At 45.9% G+C, this 15,718-nt stretch carries 17 protein-coding genes and 1 pseudogene; 5 read left to right on the top strand and 13 right to left on the bottom strand.

All coding sequences use genetic code 11. From position 1 onward, the window contains the following. Positions 1-990, bottom strand: a 990-nt coding sequence (ccoG, locus tag KT99_RS13820; protein ID WP_005501139.1) for a cytochrome c oxidase accessory protein CcoG, incomplete at its 3' end; no start/stop codon positions are given. An 87-nt stretch (positions 991-1,077) separates the two neighbouring features. On the opposite strand from ccoG, the gene KT99_RS13815 reads away from it, so the two are divergent. The 5 genes and pseudogenes from KT99_RS13815 to KT99_RS13800 all read left to right on the top strand — a co-directional run bounded on the left by KT99_RS13815 (position 1,078) and on the right by KT99_RS13800 (position 3,824). After that, positions 1,078-1,431: a hypothetical protein gene (locus KT99_RS13815; RefSeq protein ID WP_040572009.1), complete on the top strand. Its 354-nt coding sequence runs from the start codon at positions 1,078-1,080 to the stop codon at positions 1,429-1,431. 145 nt (positions 1,432-1,576) lie between these two features. Then, positions 1,577-2,482 carry a 1,4-dihydroxy-2-naphthoyl-CoA synthase gene (locus tag KT99_RS13810; protein WP_005501137.1) on the top strand — a complete coding sequence of 302 codons (906 nt, stop codon included), beginning with the start codon at positions 1,577-1,579 and terminating at the stop codon, positions 2,480-2,482. Positions 2,483-2,697: 215 nt separating this feature from the next. Further along, the gene (locus tag KT99_RS13805; RefSeq protein WP_005501136.1) at positions 2,698-2,892 is read left to right on the top strand and encodes a DUF2061 domain-containing protein; all 195 of its coding nucleotides are present in this window, start codon (positions 2,698-2,700) and stop codon (positions 2,890-2,892) included. 182 nt (positions 2,893-3,074) lie between these two features. Further along, positions 3,075-3,352, top strand: a pseudogene (locus KT99_RS20955) (ATP-binding cassette domain-containing protein); the annotation flags it as partial. A 139-nt stretch (positions 3,353-3,491) separates the two neighbouring features. Then, positions 3,492-3,824: a hypothetical protein gene (locus KT99_RS13800; protein ID WP_005501134.1), complete on the top strand. Its 333-nt coding sequence runs from the start codon at positions 3,492-3,494 to the stop codon at positions 3,822-3,824. A 138-nt stretch (positions 3,825-3,962) separates the two neighbouring features. On the opposite strand, the gene glmS is transcribed toward KT99_RS13800, so the two are convergent. The 12 genes from glmS to atpB form a co-directional block, all read right to left on the bottom strand. Beyond that, on the bottom strand, positions 3,963-5,792 hold the full coding sequence (gene glmS, locus KT99_RS13795; RefSeq protein ID WP_005501118.1) for a glutamine--fructose-6-phosphate transaminase (isomerizing): 1,830 nt from the start codon (positions 5,790-5,792) through the stop codon (positions 3,963-3,965). Positions 5,793-5,844: 52 nt separating this feature from the next. Next, positions 5,845-6,615 (bottom strand): DeoR/GlpR family DNA-binding transcription regulator, encoded by a 771-nt coding sequence (locus tag KT99_RS13790; RefSeq protein ID WP_005501117.1) that lies wholly within the window; start codon positions 6,613-6,615, stop codon positions 5,845-5,847. Positions 6,616-6,817: 202 nt separating this feature from the next. Next, positions 6,818-8,200: a bifunctional UDP-N-acetylglucosamine diphosphorylase/glucosamine-1-phosphate N-acetyltransferase GlmU gene (gene glmU, locus KT99_RS13785; protein ID WP_005501116.1), complete on the bottom strand. Its 1,383-nt coding sequence runs from the start codon at positions 8,198-8,200 to the stop codon at positions 6,818-6,820. Positions 8,201-8,548: 348 nt separating this feature from the next. Continuing rightward, on the bottom strand, positions 8,549-8,905 hold the full coding sequence (locus tag KT99_RS13780) for a DsrE/DsrF/TusD sulfur relay family protein (protein WP_005501114.1): 357 nt from the start codon (positions 8,903-8,905) through the stop codon (positions 8,549-8,551). 232 nt (positions 8,906-9,137) lie between these two features. Further along, positions 9,138-9,566: a F0F1 ATP synthase subunit epsilon gene (locus tag KT99_RS13775; protein WP_005501113.1), complete on the bottom strand. Its 429-nt coding sequence runs from the start codon at positions 9,564-9,566 to the stop codon at positions 9,138-9,140. A gap of 56 nt (positions 9,567-9,622) precedes the next feature. After that, the gene (gene atpD / locus KT99_RS13770) at positions 9,623-10,999 is read right to left on the bottom strand and encodes a F0F1 ATP synthase subunit beta (protein ID WP_005501111.1); all 1,377 of its coding nucleotides are present in this window, start codon (positions 10,997-10,999) and stop codon (positions 9,623-9,625) included. A 35-nt stretch (positions 11,000-11,034) separates the two neighbouring features. Then, positions 11,035-11,895: a F0F1 ATP synthase subunit gamma gene (atpG, locus tag KT99_RS13765; RefSeq protein ID WP_005501109.1), complete on the bottom strand. Its 861-nt coding sequence runs from the start codon at positions 11,893-11,895 to the stop codon at positions 11,035-11,037. A gap of 48 nt (positions 11,896-11,943) precedes the next feature. After that, positions 11,944-13,485, bottom strand: coding sequence for a F0F1 ATP synthase subunit alpha (atpA, locus tag KT99_RS13760; RefSeq protein WP_005501107.1), 1,542 nt, complete (start codon positions 13,483-13,485; stop codon positions 11,944-11,946). Between the two features lie 14 nt (positions 13,486-13,499). Further along, positions 13,500-14,033 (bottom strand): F0F1 ATP synthase subunit delta, encoded by a 534-nt coding sequence (gene atpH / locus KT99_RS13755; protein ID WP_005501105.1) that lies wholly within the window; start codon positions 14,031-14,033, stop codon positions 13,500-13,502. A gap of 16 nt (positions 14,034-14,049) precedes the next feature. Next, positions 14,050-14,520, bottom strand: a complete 471-nt coding sequence (atpF, locus tag KT99_RS13750; protein WP_005501103.1) for a F0F1 ATP synthase subunit B — start codon at positions 14,518-14,520, stop codon at positions 14,050-14,052. Positions 14,521-14,557: 37 nt separating this feature from the next. After that, entirely contained in the window at positions 14,558-14,809 is a 252-nt protein-coding gene (atpE, locus tag KT99_RS13745) for a F0F1 ATP synthase subunit C (protein ID WP_005501101.1), read from the bottom strand. Positions 14,810-14,873: 64 nt separating this feature from the next. Next, positions 14,874-15,710, bottom strand: a complete 837-nt coding sequence (gene atpB / locus KT99_RS13740; protein WP_005501098.1) for a F0F1 ATP synthase subunit A — start codon at positions 15,708-15,710, stop codon at positions 14,874-14,876. Positions 15,711-15,718 lie beyond the last annotated feature (8 nt).

Raw genomic sequence — 15,718 nt, 5'->3', positions numbered from 1 at the left:
CTTATTCTCTGTGGTATATGAGATTAAGCCTTTCTTATATCCCATTCTATCCATGGTATTGTCACAAGCATCGATACAGGCACCACAGTTAATACACTCATACTGAAGACCATTCCTGATGTCTATACCTGTCGGACACACCTGAACGCACAGATCACAATCGATACAGTCACCTAAACCAAGTGCTTTTGGATCAGCCTTACGAGATCTAGGACCACGGGTCTCGCCTCTCTTAGTATCGTAACCCACTATAAAGGTATTCTTATCAAACATCACCGCCTGAAAACGAGCATAGGGACACATATGAATACACATGGTCTCTCGCATCCAACCAGCATTACCATAGGTAGCTAAAGTAAAGAGCACCACCCAGAAATAGATGCCCCCGGTTGCATTCAGGGTAAAGACTTCTATATATACCTCTCTACTCGGAACGAAATAAGAGACGAAGGTCATTGCCGTCAGTAGGGATATCGCAATCCATGCCGTATGCTTAGCAGTCTTGCGCCATAGTTTATTAAAATTCCAGGGCAACTGATCTAACTTCATACGTTTATTTCTCGCCCCCTCCAGCTTCTCTTCGAACCAGATAAAGATAAAGGTCCAAACAGTCTGCGGGCAGGTGAACCCGCACCAAACCCGGCCGAGGTAAGTCGTCACAAAGAAGAGAGCGAATGCTGCTATAGTAAATAGTGCAGCTAAGAGTGGCAGATCTTGCGGCCAAATGGTGAGTCCAAAGATGTGAAACTTCTGCTCAGCCAGATTAAACCACACCGCCTGACGATTCCCCCAAGGGATCCAGGGGAGTATGAGGAAGAATGATATGGTGATCCAACCTAGTCTTCTCCTGAGCTTAGTCCACAGGCCGTTAATAGCTCTAACGTAAATTCTATTGCGAGGGTTAAAGCTATCTACTTTACTAGCATCCGGTTGGTGGATTTTAATCCGCTTAGCCTTAGAATAATCCTTATTATTAGAGTCTGTGCTCATCTTTGTAGCCTTACTGCTTTAATCTTGCACGAAAATTAGCTTATTATACCTCTATCGTACATCTAATAAACAAAGTTGGATTTAAAAATGAGAGGCTGGATAATATTAGGGTTAAGCGCCGGTGTGCTGTATTACCTGGCAACTGAAACCAATATGCTAGATGAACCAATGGCACAGACAGATGCCTTTCTGCAGAAGATAGAACGCAAGCTCGATGCCACGACAGGCACTAAGATTATCAAGGTGGATAATAAGACATCTCAACTCAAGAAAGATATATCCCAGCGCATGTCTACCGAGGAACTCAGAGTGCTCGATGATATATTGGAATCCGAATACAGCGTTCAATCATTTAAAGATGAATATTGTAGTGGCTCAGCCCCAAGACACGAGAGTTTAAGCCGGGATAACCTGCAATATATCTGCGATAAGCTCAGATGATTCCTATCAAATAGTTCCTAATAGCTTTATCCATGACCCTAGGTTCAAACGGCATTTATCTCTGCCTATCATTGACCTAGGTTCGCTTTCCGCCTAGCCTTTGGACACAAATGCCATTAGGTATCACGTTGAAAAGGCTATAGCAATGACCCATCAGGTTTCAGACATATTTGATCCCACTCTGTGGGAACAGGTTTCCGGATTCGATTTCGAAGATATTACTTACCATAGAGCTAAAGATCAGGGAACGGTACGTGTTGCAATTAACCGTCCTGAGTGCCGAAACTCTTTCAGGCCTAAAACCGTTGATGAACTCTATATCGCGCTGGATCATGCAAGGCAGTGGTCTGACGTCGGCTGCGTGCTGCTTACAGGCAATGGTCCTTCGGCTAAAGATGGAGGTTGGGCCTTTTGCGCCGGTGGGGATCAGCGTGTTCGCGGTAAAGACGGCTACAAATATGAAGGTGCCGAAGAAGGTAAACCAGATCCTGCACGTATGGGTCGTCTACACATACTCGAAGTTCAGCGCTTAATCCGCTTCATGCCTAAGGTGGTTATTGCAGTTGTTCCCGGTTGGGCCGTAGGCGGTGGTCATAGTCTACATGTCGTTTGCGACCTGACTCTGGCTTCGAAAGAACATGCCATCTTTAAACAGACAGATGCAGATGTGGGAAGTTTCGATTCAGGTTATGGCAGCGCCTATCTGGCGAAGATGATAGGTCAGAAACGTGCTCGAGAAATTTTCTTCCTTGGCTTTAACTACAGCGCAGATGAAGCCTTCGATATGGGCATGGTTAACCGCTCTATCCCTCATGCCGAACTTGAAACTGAAGCGCTAAATTGGGCCCGAGAGATCAACTCTAAATCGCCGACGGCGATGCGCATGCTGAAATATGGCTTCAACATGACCGATGACGGTCTAGTCGGGCAGCAACTATTTGCCGGAGAGGCCACACGTTTAGCCTATGCAAGCGAAGAAGCGAAAGAAGGAAGAGATGCCTTCCTCGAGAAGCGCGATAAAGACTTCAGTAAGTTCCCCTGGCACTACTAGCGCTTATGCTTATATAATACTTTTTATCTAAATAGAGCCATCGTTATCGATGGCTCTATTATTTACCTCATCCAGCCTCTTCACAAAATCGACAACACAAACGTTAAAATCAAAGCCTAATCGAAAAATGTAATTAAGCTCATCTAACGAATCCTCTTTACTATTTAGATGATAATGATTATCATTCAGATAAATATTACTGAGAGGCTTTCACCATGACTAAAACATTCACCTTTGCTATATTACACTTCACCGTCGCATTTACCGTAACCTATCTGCTGACCGGTAGCGTGATCTTAGGTGGAGCCATCGCCATAGTAGAACCAGCCATTAATACCCTTGTTTTTTACTTCCATGAAAAAGTATGGAAAAAAATAGAGCAACAACAAAACAGCTCACTCGTAAGCTAGATTACTAATCTTTGAGCAAGTCTATTAGCGACTATTAATTTATTTCTGTCAGCCAAAGATACATTTTAATAAATTCCACAACCAAGTTTAACCCCATATAAAGCCCCCGAGAGACATACCTACAAGTCAGCAAAAAATTTTAAGTAAGTAACCTCAACCTTTTCTATGGTGATAACCACGCACTGATAGATATCTCGCTGAAGATCCCATCACGTCAGGTGACGGCACTTATTGGACATTCTTGTCGCGGTAAGCCGACGCTACTCAGAACCCTAAACCGCATGAATGACCTGGTCTAAAGGATAAGAGGAAGTTAGGCGCTGTGGTTAAAGAGTCGCTGCGAAGCGCCGCGCTATGGGACGAAGTTAAAGACCGTCTGAACTCTGCCGCGTTTGGCCTCTCGGGCGGACAGCAGCAACGTCTCTGTATTGCCAGGGCAATCTCGATGCAGCCAAGGCTATGTCAGTGGCGAGTTCGGTTAATAGCTTTGATTGTATTTATGCTCCTCATACGCCATTCGATTAAAACATACTGAATTGAATGGCGTTCGCCATAAAGGTGACTTGTTTCAATCATGTTAATGAGATAGCTTAGGAAGTATGGGTTTATCGCAAATAAAGGTCAAAATTCATATGGAAAGAATGAGAGAAGTTCAGCAACACCTTAAAAACGAATTCGAAATCTATAACAACGCGGCATCTAAGAAATTACCGCCAACCTCTTTAGGTAACACTGAAAGCCTTGAAGTCTTGCTCGAGTGTGTCACCCGACGCGAATCTTTAGGGCAAGCCAGAACACAGGGCTTACCACCATCATCAAAATTGAAGGCCGCCATTGCCGATACCCTGCTTTTACTGGACAATTTTGATATTAAAATATCAAAAGATAAAGGTGCAGCAGAAAGGGATTCCTTAAACAAAAAAGCCTCCTAGCTAAATTCAAGCGCCCATATTGGCATGGAGCATCAAAATGCCATCACCTAATGGCGATCAATAGCTTCTGGCTCACCGACAGAGTAAAAAAACCGCCAATCAGGCGGTTTTATGATGCTACAGGAGACAAGTTACAAGTTATTCAACCGTCACCGACTTGGCCAAGTTACGTGGTTGGTCAACGTCTGTACCTTTAATTAGGGCAACATGATACGAGAGTAACTGCATCGGGATAGTATAGATAAGTGCAGCCATAAACTCATCACAGTGAGGCACAGGAATCACCTTCATGGTGTCATCAGATTTGAACTGAGCGTCCACATCGGCAAACACATACATCAGGCCGCCACGAGCACGCACCTCTTCGACATTCGACTTAAGTTTTTCTAATAGTTCGTTATTGGGTGCCACCACGATAACAGGCATATCGGCGTCGATAAGCGCCAATGGGCCATGTTTCAGCTCACCCGATGCATAGGCTTCGGCGTGAATATAGGAGATTTCTTTGAGCTTTAGTGCCCCTTCCATGGCAATGGGATACTGATCGCCGCGGCCAAGGAAGAGTGCATTATGCTTGTCGGCAAAATCTTCGGCCAATTCGGCAATGGCTGTATCTAGCCCAAGTGCTTGTTCAACTTTCGCAGGCATAGACTGCAGGCTCTGAGTGATCTTAGCCTGCATCTCATCGGACATGCCATTATGACGGCCGATAACAGCCGTTAGCATCAGCAGAGCGGCTAACTGCACCGTGAAAGCCTTAGTCGAAGCAACACCAATCTCGGCGCCCGCTTTCATCATGTAAGCCATATCAGACTCACGTACCAGAGACGAACCGGCAGAGTTACATATGGTCATGGTGGCCTTGTAACCCATCTCTTTCGCCAGACGTAATGCGGCTAAAGTATCAGCGGTCTCACCAGACTGAGAAATGGTCACCAACAAGCTGTTAGGGAACATGTGCGACTTGCGGTAACGGAACTCGGAAGCAATTTCCACGTTACATGAGACGCCGGCCCAATCTTCTAGCCAATAACGTGCAGCCATACCAGCATGATAACTAGTACCACAGGCGATGATCTGTACATGCTTAATATCTTTAAGGAACTCGGCAGCATTGTCACCGAAGGCAGTATCTAATACCTGCTTATTGGCGATACGTCCTTCTATGGTGCGACTCAAGGCCAATGGCTGCTCATAGATCTCCTTGAGCATGTAGTGACGATATTCGCCCTTATCACCGGCGTCATGAGTCACTTCAGATTCTTTAACTTCGCGCTCAACCGCATTACCGTCGATATCATAGATATCTACGCTACGACGAGTCACTTCGGCAACGTCTCCCTCTTCGAGGAATGAGAAAGAGCGGGTAACGGGAAGTAGTGCCAGCTGATCCGAGGCGACAAAGTTTTCACCTAAGCCATAACCGATAACCAGGGGACTGCCCGAACGGGCGACAATCATGCGATCGCTGTCACGGCGATCGATAACCACTGTGCCATAGGCGCCTTCCAACTGCTTAACCGTGACCTGAACCGCGGCTAGCAGAGTCTTATGGGACTTAAGCTCGTGATGAACCAGGTGACAAATAACTTCGGTATCAGTATCGGATGCGAAGCTATAACCTAAGCCTTTTAGCATCTCGCGCAGCTTGTTGTGGTTTTCTATGATGCCATTATGAACAACCGCAATATCACCTTGTGATTGATGTGGGTGTGCATTGCGTTCACTGGGCTCACCATGAGTAGCCCAACGAGTGTGAGCGATACCGGTTCCACCACTTAGAGGCGCGGCATCCAATGCACTGGATAATTCCTGCACCTTACCCACACGGCGAGTACTGCTAAGCTCAGCATTATTAATAATTGCAACGCCCGCCGAATCATAGCCGCGATACTCTAAGCGGCGTAAACCTTCGAGCAATATTTCAGCCACATCTCTTTGCGCTACCGCGCCAACAATTCCGCACATATTAATACCTAAAATTTTATATAAATTGAAAAGTTAAAATCGAAAATTTTGCTTAGTTTGAATAAGGCGCCACGATCACACGTACGCCTTGCTCGGAAATTTTTTCAGCAGCCTCATCGGCAAGCTTGTCATCTGTGACTATCACGCTGATATCACTCCAGGGTAATTCCAGGTTAGGAATGCGCCTGCCTATCTTATTTGACTCAAGCATGACGATGACTTCACGGGAAACTTCGGCCATCACCTTACTCAGCCCGGTTAACTCATTGAACGTCGTGGTACCACGTTCGATATCTATACCATCGGCACCGATAAACAGTTGATCGAAGTTATAGGAGCGTAATACCTGTTCGGCAACCTGACCCTGAAAAGATTCAGAATGAGGATCCCAGGTTCCGCCCGTCATCAAGAGCGTCGGCTCATACTCTAATTCATGGATAGCGCTGGCGAGTTGCAGGGCATTGGTCATCACCACCAAACCACGTTTACTGCCTAGCTCTTGAACTAGACCCGAGGTAGTACTGCCGCTATCTATGATGATGCGATTGTGATCTTTAATCAGCCTGGCTGCCGCCTTGGCGATATTCTGCTTGTTCATGGATATCGCTGCGGTAGCAACTTGAGTCATCTCTCTAGGAACCGAAACGGCACCACCATAGCGACGCAACAACAGGCCAGTTTTTTCTAATGCGCTGAGATCTTTGCGAATGGTCACTTCAGACGTTTCGAAACGTAATGCCAACTCATCGACACTCACCTCACCATCCCCATTTAACAGGGTGATTATGGTATGACGTCGCTGCTGAGTATTACGTTTAGTCATTAAAGTTTCACTTAAGTTTCGTTTCGAAAGCAAGATTATAGACAAACGAAACATATTTGCAATTAATCAGCCAAAATATAGTCTACTAATTCGATTATATTTTCTTCATAACTGGTGTTCGAAAGCCGCATAAATGAAAAAGGCAGCCTATTGGCTGCCTTAGTATTAAATGTAAACTTAGCGTTTACGTTAGAATTAGAACTTATTTAGGCTTCTTTACCGGCCTAACCCAATTACTCAGGTGACGCTGCTTAACTCGAGTGATCACCAACTCATTCTCGGCCACATCAGATGTAATAGTAGAACCGGCTCCTATGGTGGCGCCTTTACCAATCGTCACTGGGGCAATTAGCTGAGTATCGCTACCGATAAATACATTATCTTCGATAACCGTGAGATGCTTGTTAGCACCATCATAGTTACAGGTGATAGTCCCTGCGCCTATGTTCACGCCGGCACCGATCAGAGCATCGCCGATATAGGACAAATGACCCGCCTTGGAGCCCTCACCCAACACCGCCTTCTTAATCTCGACGAAGTTACCGACATGAGCATCTGTTTTCAACTCGGCACCAGGGCGCAAACGCGCAAATGGTCCGGCACTGGCTTTGACGCCAACTTTGGCGCTCTCGACGATAGAGTAAGGCTTGATCTCGGCGTTATCGCCAATCTCACAATCGATAAGAATGGCGCCAGCACCGATAGTCACATTATTGCCTATGGTGACTCTGCCCTGAATGATAACGTTTATATCTATCATCACATCCATACCTACAGTCACCTCACCGCGAATGTCGATACGGGCAGGATCGCGCAAGTTAGCACCGGCCAGCATCAACTTCTCCGCCTCACGAGCCTGATAGGCACGCTCCAGCTGAGCCAGCTGTACTCGGTTGTTGGCACCTTCCACTTCGACTGCCGATTCAGGCTGAGCCGTTGTGATAGCAACGCCATCTTTATGGGCCATGGCGACGATATCAGTCAGGTAGTACTCTCCTTGGGCATTATCTGATGATAACTGTCCAAGCCAATCTTTAAGTTGCTTACCTGGAGCCGCCATGATGCCAGTATTGACCTCTTGGATCAGTAACTGCTCCGTATTGGCATCTTTCTGCTCCACTATACCTAGGACCTTGCCCTGCTCTTGACCTTCACAAGGAGTCCGCACTATACGGCCATAACCTGTAGGATTTGGCAGGTTCACAGTAAGAATGGCCAGGCCATTAGCTTCCCGCGCCATTAACAGCGCTTCCAATGTCTTAGCCTGAATAAGCGGCACATCACCATAGAGGATCAGCACGGTATCATCATCCTTGATATTCGCATTTGCCTGAGCCACGGCATGTCCGGTACCCAACTGCTCTGCTTGCAGCACCCAGTTAAGTTGCTGCTCACCTAAGACACTCTGTAGCTTATCCGCACCATAGCCATACACTAGCTGGATCGCATCGCTGCCCACGTTATGAGCGGTATCGATCACATGCTGCACCATGCTCTTATGTGCAATAGGGTGTAAGACTTTAGGAAGATCTGAGCGCATGCGGGTTCCCTTGCCTGCGGCCAAAATCACTACGTTCAATGCCATGGAGTTATCCTTGAGCTAATGCTGATAAAAATAATAAAGAAAAATGGAGAGGGAGAAATTTTTATGGGGCTGATTTTAACGGAAAAGCAGGGAAAAAGCTAAGAAGATGGTCATAACAAGGGCTAAGACGACGCTTGTGGCGCAAGCTGATGGTGCTGCTTACAAGTAAGCTAGTAGACACCAACGAGTTGGCTGAAGGATGGATTCCGGCCTGCGCCGGAAAGACGAGAAAGAGAAGTATGACAAGCTCTCTCATAATTTGGCCACTCGTTACTTACAGAGAACGCAGCGAACGTCCTTATAGCGCAGCGTCTTACAGGGCAAAGCCCGTCCTTACAGCTTTAAGCATTAAAAGGTTAACGTTTTATCCGCTGCCAGTACCCAAAGTGCTAAGTCATCCATAGTGGCCAATTCACAGCCTTGGATCACATTCAAATCAGTCAAACCTCGGGCATGCATACAGGAACCACAGAACTTAACTTCACTGTTTTGGGCAATAAGAATCTCCAGCATTTGCTGAATATTATAACCCTCAGCAGGAAGCTGTTTTGGCAAAACTGCAGTAATCGCATCAGACAGCAGAAACAGACTCACCTTAGCGGGTGGACACTCTTGCTCATTAAGCTGAATAGCTAAACGCAAAGCATTAAATAACCGCTCTGATCCGTAAGGCGCGTCATTGACGATAATTAAAACCTGTTGCATAGGAGGAATACTCTTGCGATAAATTAGTGTCTAAATGGTAACACCCAAGCCTTGGTTAGATCTCAGCATAGCTCACGCTATAAGAAGCTATAGGGAAGAGCACAGTAAAACAGAGACGACGGCCAGTGCCGGAAAGACGATAAATGAGGCATATTTTATAAAATAATTTCAGCTTGCGCAGCAAGCAATAAAAAAGGCGCCCTTAGGCGCCTTTTTTCATCAAACAATAACCTTATCTGGCAAGGTTCTTCTTGATGGTATCGACAACGCGCAACTGAGCGATAGCCTGGGCTAACTCAACTGCTGCTGCTGCATAGTTGAAGTCTGCACCAGCTTCGGCCAAAGAGGCTTCGGCGTGGCGTTTAGCTTCTACAGCTGCTTGCTCGTCAATTTCATCGGCACGCATAACGACGTCAGCCAATACTGAAACAGAAAAAGGTTGTACTTCCAGGATACCACCCGAAAGGTAGAACACTTCTTCTTTTCCGTCTTGCTTAACGATGCGCGCCATGCCAGGTTTGATATTAGTAAGCAGTGGTGCGTGACCAGGCATAATACCCAGGTCGCCTTCTCCACCGGTAACTTGTAGGTGTGCTACAAGACCAGAGTAGATGCTGCTTTCTGCACTTACAATATCAAGCTGTACTGTCATGGCTGCCATCAGTTCTCCTTAAACTAGTACCCTGCACTAACTTTACACTAGTGCAGAACACCTAGTTATATATTGTTAGCTTTCTCAACGGCTTCGTCGATAGAACCAACCATGTAGAACGCTTGCTCAGGAAGATGATCGAACTCACCCTCTAGAATGCCCTTAAAGCCACGGATGGTGTCTTTAAGAGAAACGTACTTACCTGGAGAACCGGTGAATACTTCGGCTACGAAGAAAGGCTGTGAAAGATATTTTTCAATCTTACGCGCACGAGCTACGGTCGTCTTATCTTCATCAGATAATTCATCCATACCTAGAATCGCAATGATATCTTTCAGCTCTTTATAGCGCTGAAGTACGGTTTGCACACCGTTAGCAACATCATAGTGCTCTTGACCAACAACCAGAGGATCTAATTGACGTGAAGTCGAATCCAATGGGTCAACCGCTGGGTAAATACCCATAGAAGCTATGTTACGTGACAATACAATAGTCGCATCTAAGTGAGCGAAAGTTGTTGCTGGTGACGGATCCGTTAAATCATCCGCAGGTACGTATACGGCTTGCACAGAGGTAATAGACCCTGATTTAGTCGATGTAATACGCTCCTGAAGTACACCCATCTCTTCAGCCAAAGTTGGCTGGTAACCTACCGCTGAAGGCATACGGCCCAGCAGTGCAGATACTTCTGTACCCGCTAAGGTGTAACGATAGATGTTATCAATGAAGAAAAGAACATCTTTACCTTCATCACGGAATCTCTCAGCCATAGTCAGACCGGTCAGTGCCACACGTAGACGGTTTCCTGGAGGCTCGTTCATCTGACCATAAACCATGGTCACCTTATCGAGAACACCAGCATCTTTCATCTCGTAGTAGAAATCGTTACCCTCACGAGTACGCTCACCTACACCAGCAAAAACAGATAAACCTGAGTGTGCTTTAGCGATGTTGTTAATAAGTTCCATCATGTTGACGGTCTTACCAACACCAGCACCACCAAACAGTCCAACTTTACCACCCTTAGCAAACGGACAAATAAGGTCAATAACCTTGATGCCTGTCTCTAAAAGTTCAGTCGAGCTTGATTGTTCTTCAAATGTAGGAGCTTCACGGTGGATCACATAGTGATCTGTTCCACCAATTGGACCCGCTTCATCAATAGGCTCGCCCAATACGTTCATGATACGGCCTAAGGTCACAGACCCAACCGGAACAGTAATTGGTGAACCTGTATTTGTCACCTCAAGACCACGACGCAGACCATCTGAAGTACCCATGGCGATAGTACGAACTACACCGCCACCGATTTGCTGCTGAACTTCCAGCACCAAGCCTTCACTTTTGATCTCTAGAGCGTCATATATCTGAGGTACAGCATCTTGTGGAAACTCAACGTCCACAACCGCGCCAATAACTTGGACAACAGTACCTGTGCTCATGATTAATCCTCTAAAACTTGTATTCGTTACCTAGCCTAAACGGCAGCGGCACCTGAAACAATTTCCGACAGTTCCTGCGTAATCGCAGCCTGACGGGCCTTGTTATAGACCAACTCCAATTCAGTGATAAGATCACCGGCATTGTCTGTTGCAGCTTTCATGGCGACCATACGGGCAGCCTGCTCAGATGCAATATTCTCAACAACACCTTGGTAAACTTGAGACTCCACATAACGTACCAGTAAGATATCCAAAAGTTCTTTTGGATCTGGCTCGTATAGGTAATCCCAGCGATGCTTTATCACATCACTTTCTGACTTAGGCAAAGGTAGCAGCTGCTCGATCACAGGCATCTGACTCATGGTATTAACGAATTTGTTAAATACCACGTACAGACGATCCAGCTTGCCTTCGTTGTATGCTTCTAGCATGACACGTACCGTTCCAATCAGATCTTTCAACGCCGGAGCGTCGCCTAGAGCCGATGCGGAAGCAGATACCTGGCCGCCAAAGTTATTGAAGAATTGTATGCTACGTGCACCAATGGCGCAGAATTCAACTTCTACTCCGGCTTCACGTTGCTTCTTCACGTCTGCGACAACCTTCTTGAAAAGGTTGACGTTCAGACCACCACAAAGACCACGGTCGGTTGACACAACTATGTAACCAACACGCTTAGCCTCTCTCACTTCCAAATATGGATGCTTATATTCGAGAGAACCTTGCGCCACGTGACCGATCACCTTACGCATATTTTCTGCATATGGACGGCTCGCTGCCATGCGCTCTTGTGCTCTACGCATTTTGCTCGCGGCAACCATTTCCATTGCAGACGTGATCTTCTGAGTGTTTTGCACACTCGCTATCTTGGTTTTAATCTCTTTAGCGTTAGCCATCTTTACTCTCCAATCTGGACCTGAGGCGCCTTACGACACCTCTTCGATTTACCAGCTTTGGGTTTCGACGAACTTATCGAGGCCAGCCTTCAACTCACCTTCGATATCGGCATTATAATCGCCAGTATCGTTGATGGTCTTCATCAGCTCAGCATGCTCGCTGTTCATATATGAGAGCAGAGATGCTTCGAAATCACCGATTTTCTTCAGCGCAACGCTCTGGAGGTAACCTTTTTCAGCTGAAAAAATAGACACAGCTTGATCGGCAACGCTCATAGGGGCGTATTGCTTTTGCTTCATAAGTTCGGTAACACGCTCACCATGCTCAAGCTGAGCACGAGTAGCCTCATCTAAGTCAGATGCAAACTGTGAGAAGGCTGCAAGCTCACGATACTGTGCAAGTGCGCTACGAATACCGCCTGACAGTTTCTTGATGATCTTAGTCTGAGCCGCACCACCAACACGAGAAACTGAGATACCTGGGTTAACCGCAGGACGTAGTCCAGAGTTAAACAGGTCAGTTTCAAGGAAGATTTGGCCATCGGTAATCGAAATTACGTTAGTCGGTACGAATGCAGATACATCACCCGCTTGAGTTTCAATAATAGGTAGAGCAGTCAAAGAACCAGTTTTGCCTTTAACTTCACCTTTAGTAAACTTCTCTACATACTTAATGTTAACACGTGCAGCACGCTCTAACAGACGAGAGTGAAGATAGAATACATCACCTGGGTATGCTTCACGTCCTGGTGGACGCTTAAGCAACAATGAGATCTGACGGTAAGCAACTGCTTGTTTAGAAAGATCATCATAGACAATCAGTGCATCTTCACCGCGATCACGGAAGTACTCACCCATAGAACAACCAGCGTATGGAGCCAAATATAGCAGTGCAGCAGCTTCAGAAGCTGTAGCAACAACAACTATGGTGTTCTCCAATGCGCCGTGCTCTTCAAGCTTACGAACCACGTTAGCAACAGTAGAAGCTTTCTGCCCGATTGCTACGTATACACACTTGATACCCGTATCTTTCTGATTGATGATGGCATCGATTGCTAAAGCGGTTTTACCGATTTGGCGATCACCAATGATCAATTCACGTTGTCCACGACCGATTGGGATCATAGAGTCAACGGCTTTATAACCAGTTTGAACTGGCTGAGATACTGACTGACGTTCAATAACACCTGGTGCGATTACTTCAACAGGAGAGTAACCATCGTTGTCGATAGGTCCTTTTCCGTCGATTGGCTCACCCAATGTGTTGACTACGCGGCCTAATAGACCACGGCCAACTGGGACTTCCAAAATACGACCAGTTGTTCTTACTTTGTCGCCTTCGGCCAAAGTGGCAAAAGGACCCATTACTATGGCACCTACAGAATCACGTTCTAAGTTCAACGCGATTGCATAACGGTTACCAGGCAGCTCGATCATCTCACCCTGCATCACGTCGGCTAGGCCGTGGATGCGAATGATGCCGTCACTCACTGCAACGATTGTACCTTCGTTGCGAGCTTCACTAACGACTTCGAACTGCTCGATCCGCTGTTTAATCAGATCGCTGATTTCAGTGGAATTCAGTTGCATGCTCAAACTCCCAATTACGATTGCAGCGTATCAGACAGACGCGAAAGTTTTCCGCGAACCGAGCCATCTATGACTAGGTCTCCTGCCGTGATAATTACACCAGCAATAAGGCTGGCATCTATGCTGCAATTAAGCTTAACTTTGCGTGCTAGACGTTTCTCTAAAGAAACACTAATATCCTGTTGCTGAACTGAAGTAAGCTCAATCGCTGAAACTACATTAGCTTCAATCTCTTTTGCCCATTCATGTTTCATTTCAACAAATAGTTGAAATACAGCAGGTAGTGTTACTAAACGACCGTTTTCAGCCATTACCTTTAACAGGTTTTGAACTTGCACATCGATCTGCTCACCACAAACTCCGATAAAGAGTTCGGCCAGTTTATCACTGGAAAGAGCGCCAGATAACAGAGGCTTTATGGTGTCGTTTTCACTCACCACAGCCGCGAAGTTCAGCATTTCTGCCCAACTGTCTACTGCATCTTTTTCAATGGCAAAGTCAAAAGCTGCCTTTGCGTAAGGACGAGCGATGGTGGTTATTTCAGCCATAACTCAAACTCCTTATTTAAAGTTCAGCGACTAGTTTATTAACTATGTCACTGTGGGCGGCTTCATCAATCGAACGCTCAAGAATCTTCTCTGCGCCAGCGATGGCTAGAGCAGCAACTTGCTTACGCAAGTCTTCTTTAACGCGATTACGTTCAGCTTCAATTTCTGCTTGACCCTGAGCGATGATTTTCGCACGCTCAGTATCTGCTTCGGCTTTTGCTTCATCGACGATCTGAGCTTTGCGTTTGTTCGCTTGCTCAATGATCTCGTTAGCAGTAGCTTTAGCTTCTTTTAGCTGGTCAGTGGCTTTCGCCTGTGCCAATTCAAGGTCTTTTACGGCGCGGTCAGCATCGGCTAAACCGTCGGCAATCCTTTTTTGGCGTTCTTCGATGGCATTCATCAAAGGTGGCCAAACAAACTTCATGCAAAACCACACGAAGAGAATAAAGGCAACCGTCTGACCTATAAAGGTAGCGTTGAGATTCACAACAGCCTCCTATTTAGTTTAAAGACAGAAGCGTTTATTACAGCATTGCACCAAGAGGGTTAGTGAAAAGCATGAATAATGCGATACCAACACCGATCATAGTTACCGCATCTAAAAGACCCGCAACGATGAACATTTTAACTTGCAGCATAGGAGCCATTTCTGGTTGACGCGCAGCGCCTTCCAAGAACTTGCCACCTAGTAGGCCAAAACCGATAGCGGTACCGAGAGCACCCATACCAATTAGTAAAGCAACAGCGATAGCTGTCATGCCTAATACAATTTCCATCTCTATCTCCAAATATTCTAAATCTAGTTAGTTTATGATTTAGTAAAAAATTTTACAGCAATCCCTAATGATCTTCATGTGCCATGCTTAAGTAAACAATGGTCAACATCATGAAAATAAACGCCTGTAAGGTAATAACCAAAATATGGAAGATCAACCAACCTAGCTGTAAAGTTACACCTAGAGCCGAAAGCGCCATATTTCCACCGTACATCAACGCAATAAGGATGAATATCAACTCACCTGCATATAAGTTACCGAACAGACGCAGTGCCAATGAGATTGGCTTAGCGATCAAGGTAACAGATTCTAACAAGAAGTTGACGGGTATCATTGTCCAATGGTTAAAAGGCTGCATTGTCAGTTCTTTAACAAAACCTGAAACGCCTTTGACTTTGATGCTGTAGTAAATAATCATCACAAACACACCGATAGCCATGCTAAAGGTAATGTTTAAGTCGGTCGTTGGAACAACTTTCATGTAAGGGATGCCAACTAAAGCAGCGGCACCTGGGATCCAGTCAACTGGAACCATATCCATGAAATTCATCATGAATACCCAAACAAAAATAGTTAATGCCAACGGAGCAATAACAGGGTTGCGGCCATGAAAGGTTTCTTTCACGCTAGAATCGACAAATTCGATGACCATTTCGACAAAGCATTGAAGCTTGCCGGGTACACCAGTAGTTGCCTTTTTTCCTACGCTACGGAATAGCCACAAGAACAGAACACCAAGCCCAACCGAAAAGAACAACGAATCAATGTGCCATGTCCAGAAATTCCCTACACACTCAGGAGCGTTTATTGCTAAACCATTTTCGGTAGCACAAACCTGAAGATTAGTAAGGTGGTGCTGGATATAGCCCTGTGGTGTTAACGCTTCACCAGTTGCAGCCATGATTCATC

The sequence above is a fragment of the Shewanella benthica KT99 genome, from assembly GCF_000172075.1.
Lineage (GTDB): Bacteria > Pseudomonadota > Gammaproteobacteria > Enterobacterales > Shewanellaceae > Shewanella > Shewanella benthica_A.
Note: the sequence above shows the minus strand (reverse complement) of the source record. Positions and strands in the feature narration are given on the sequence as shown.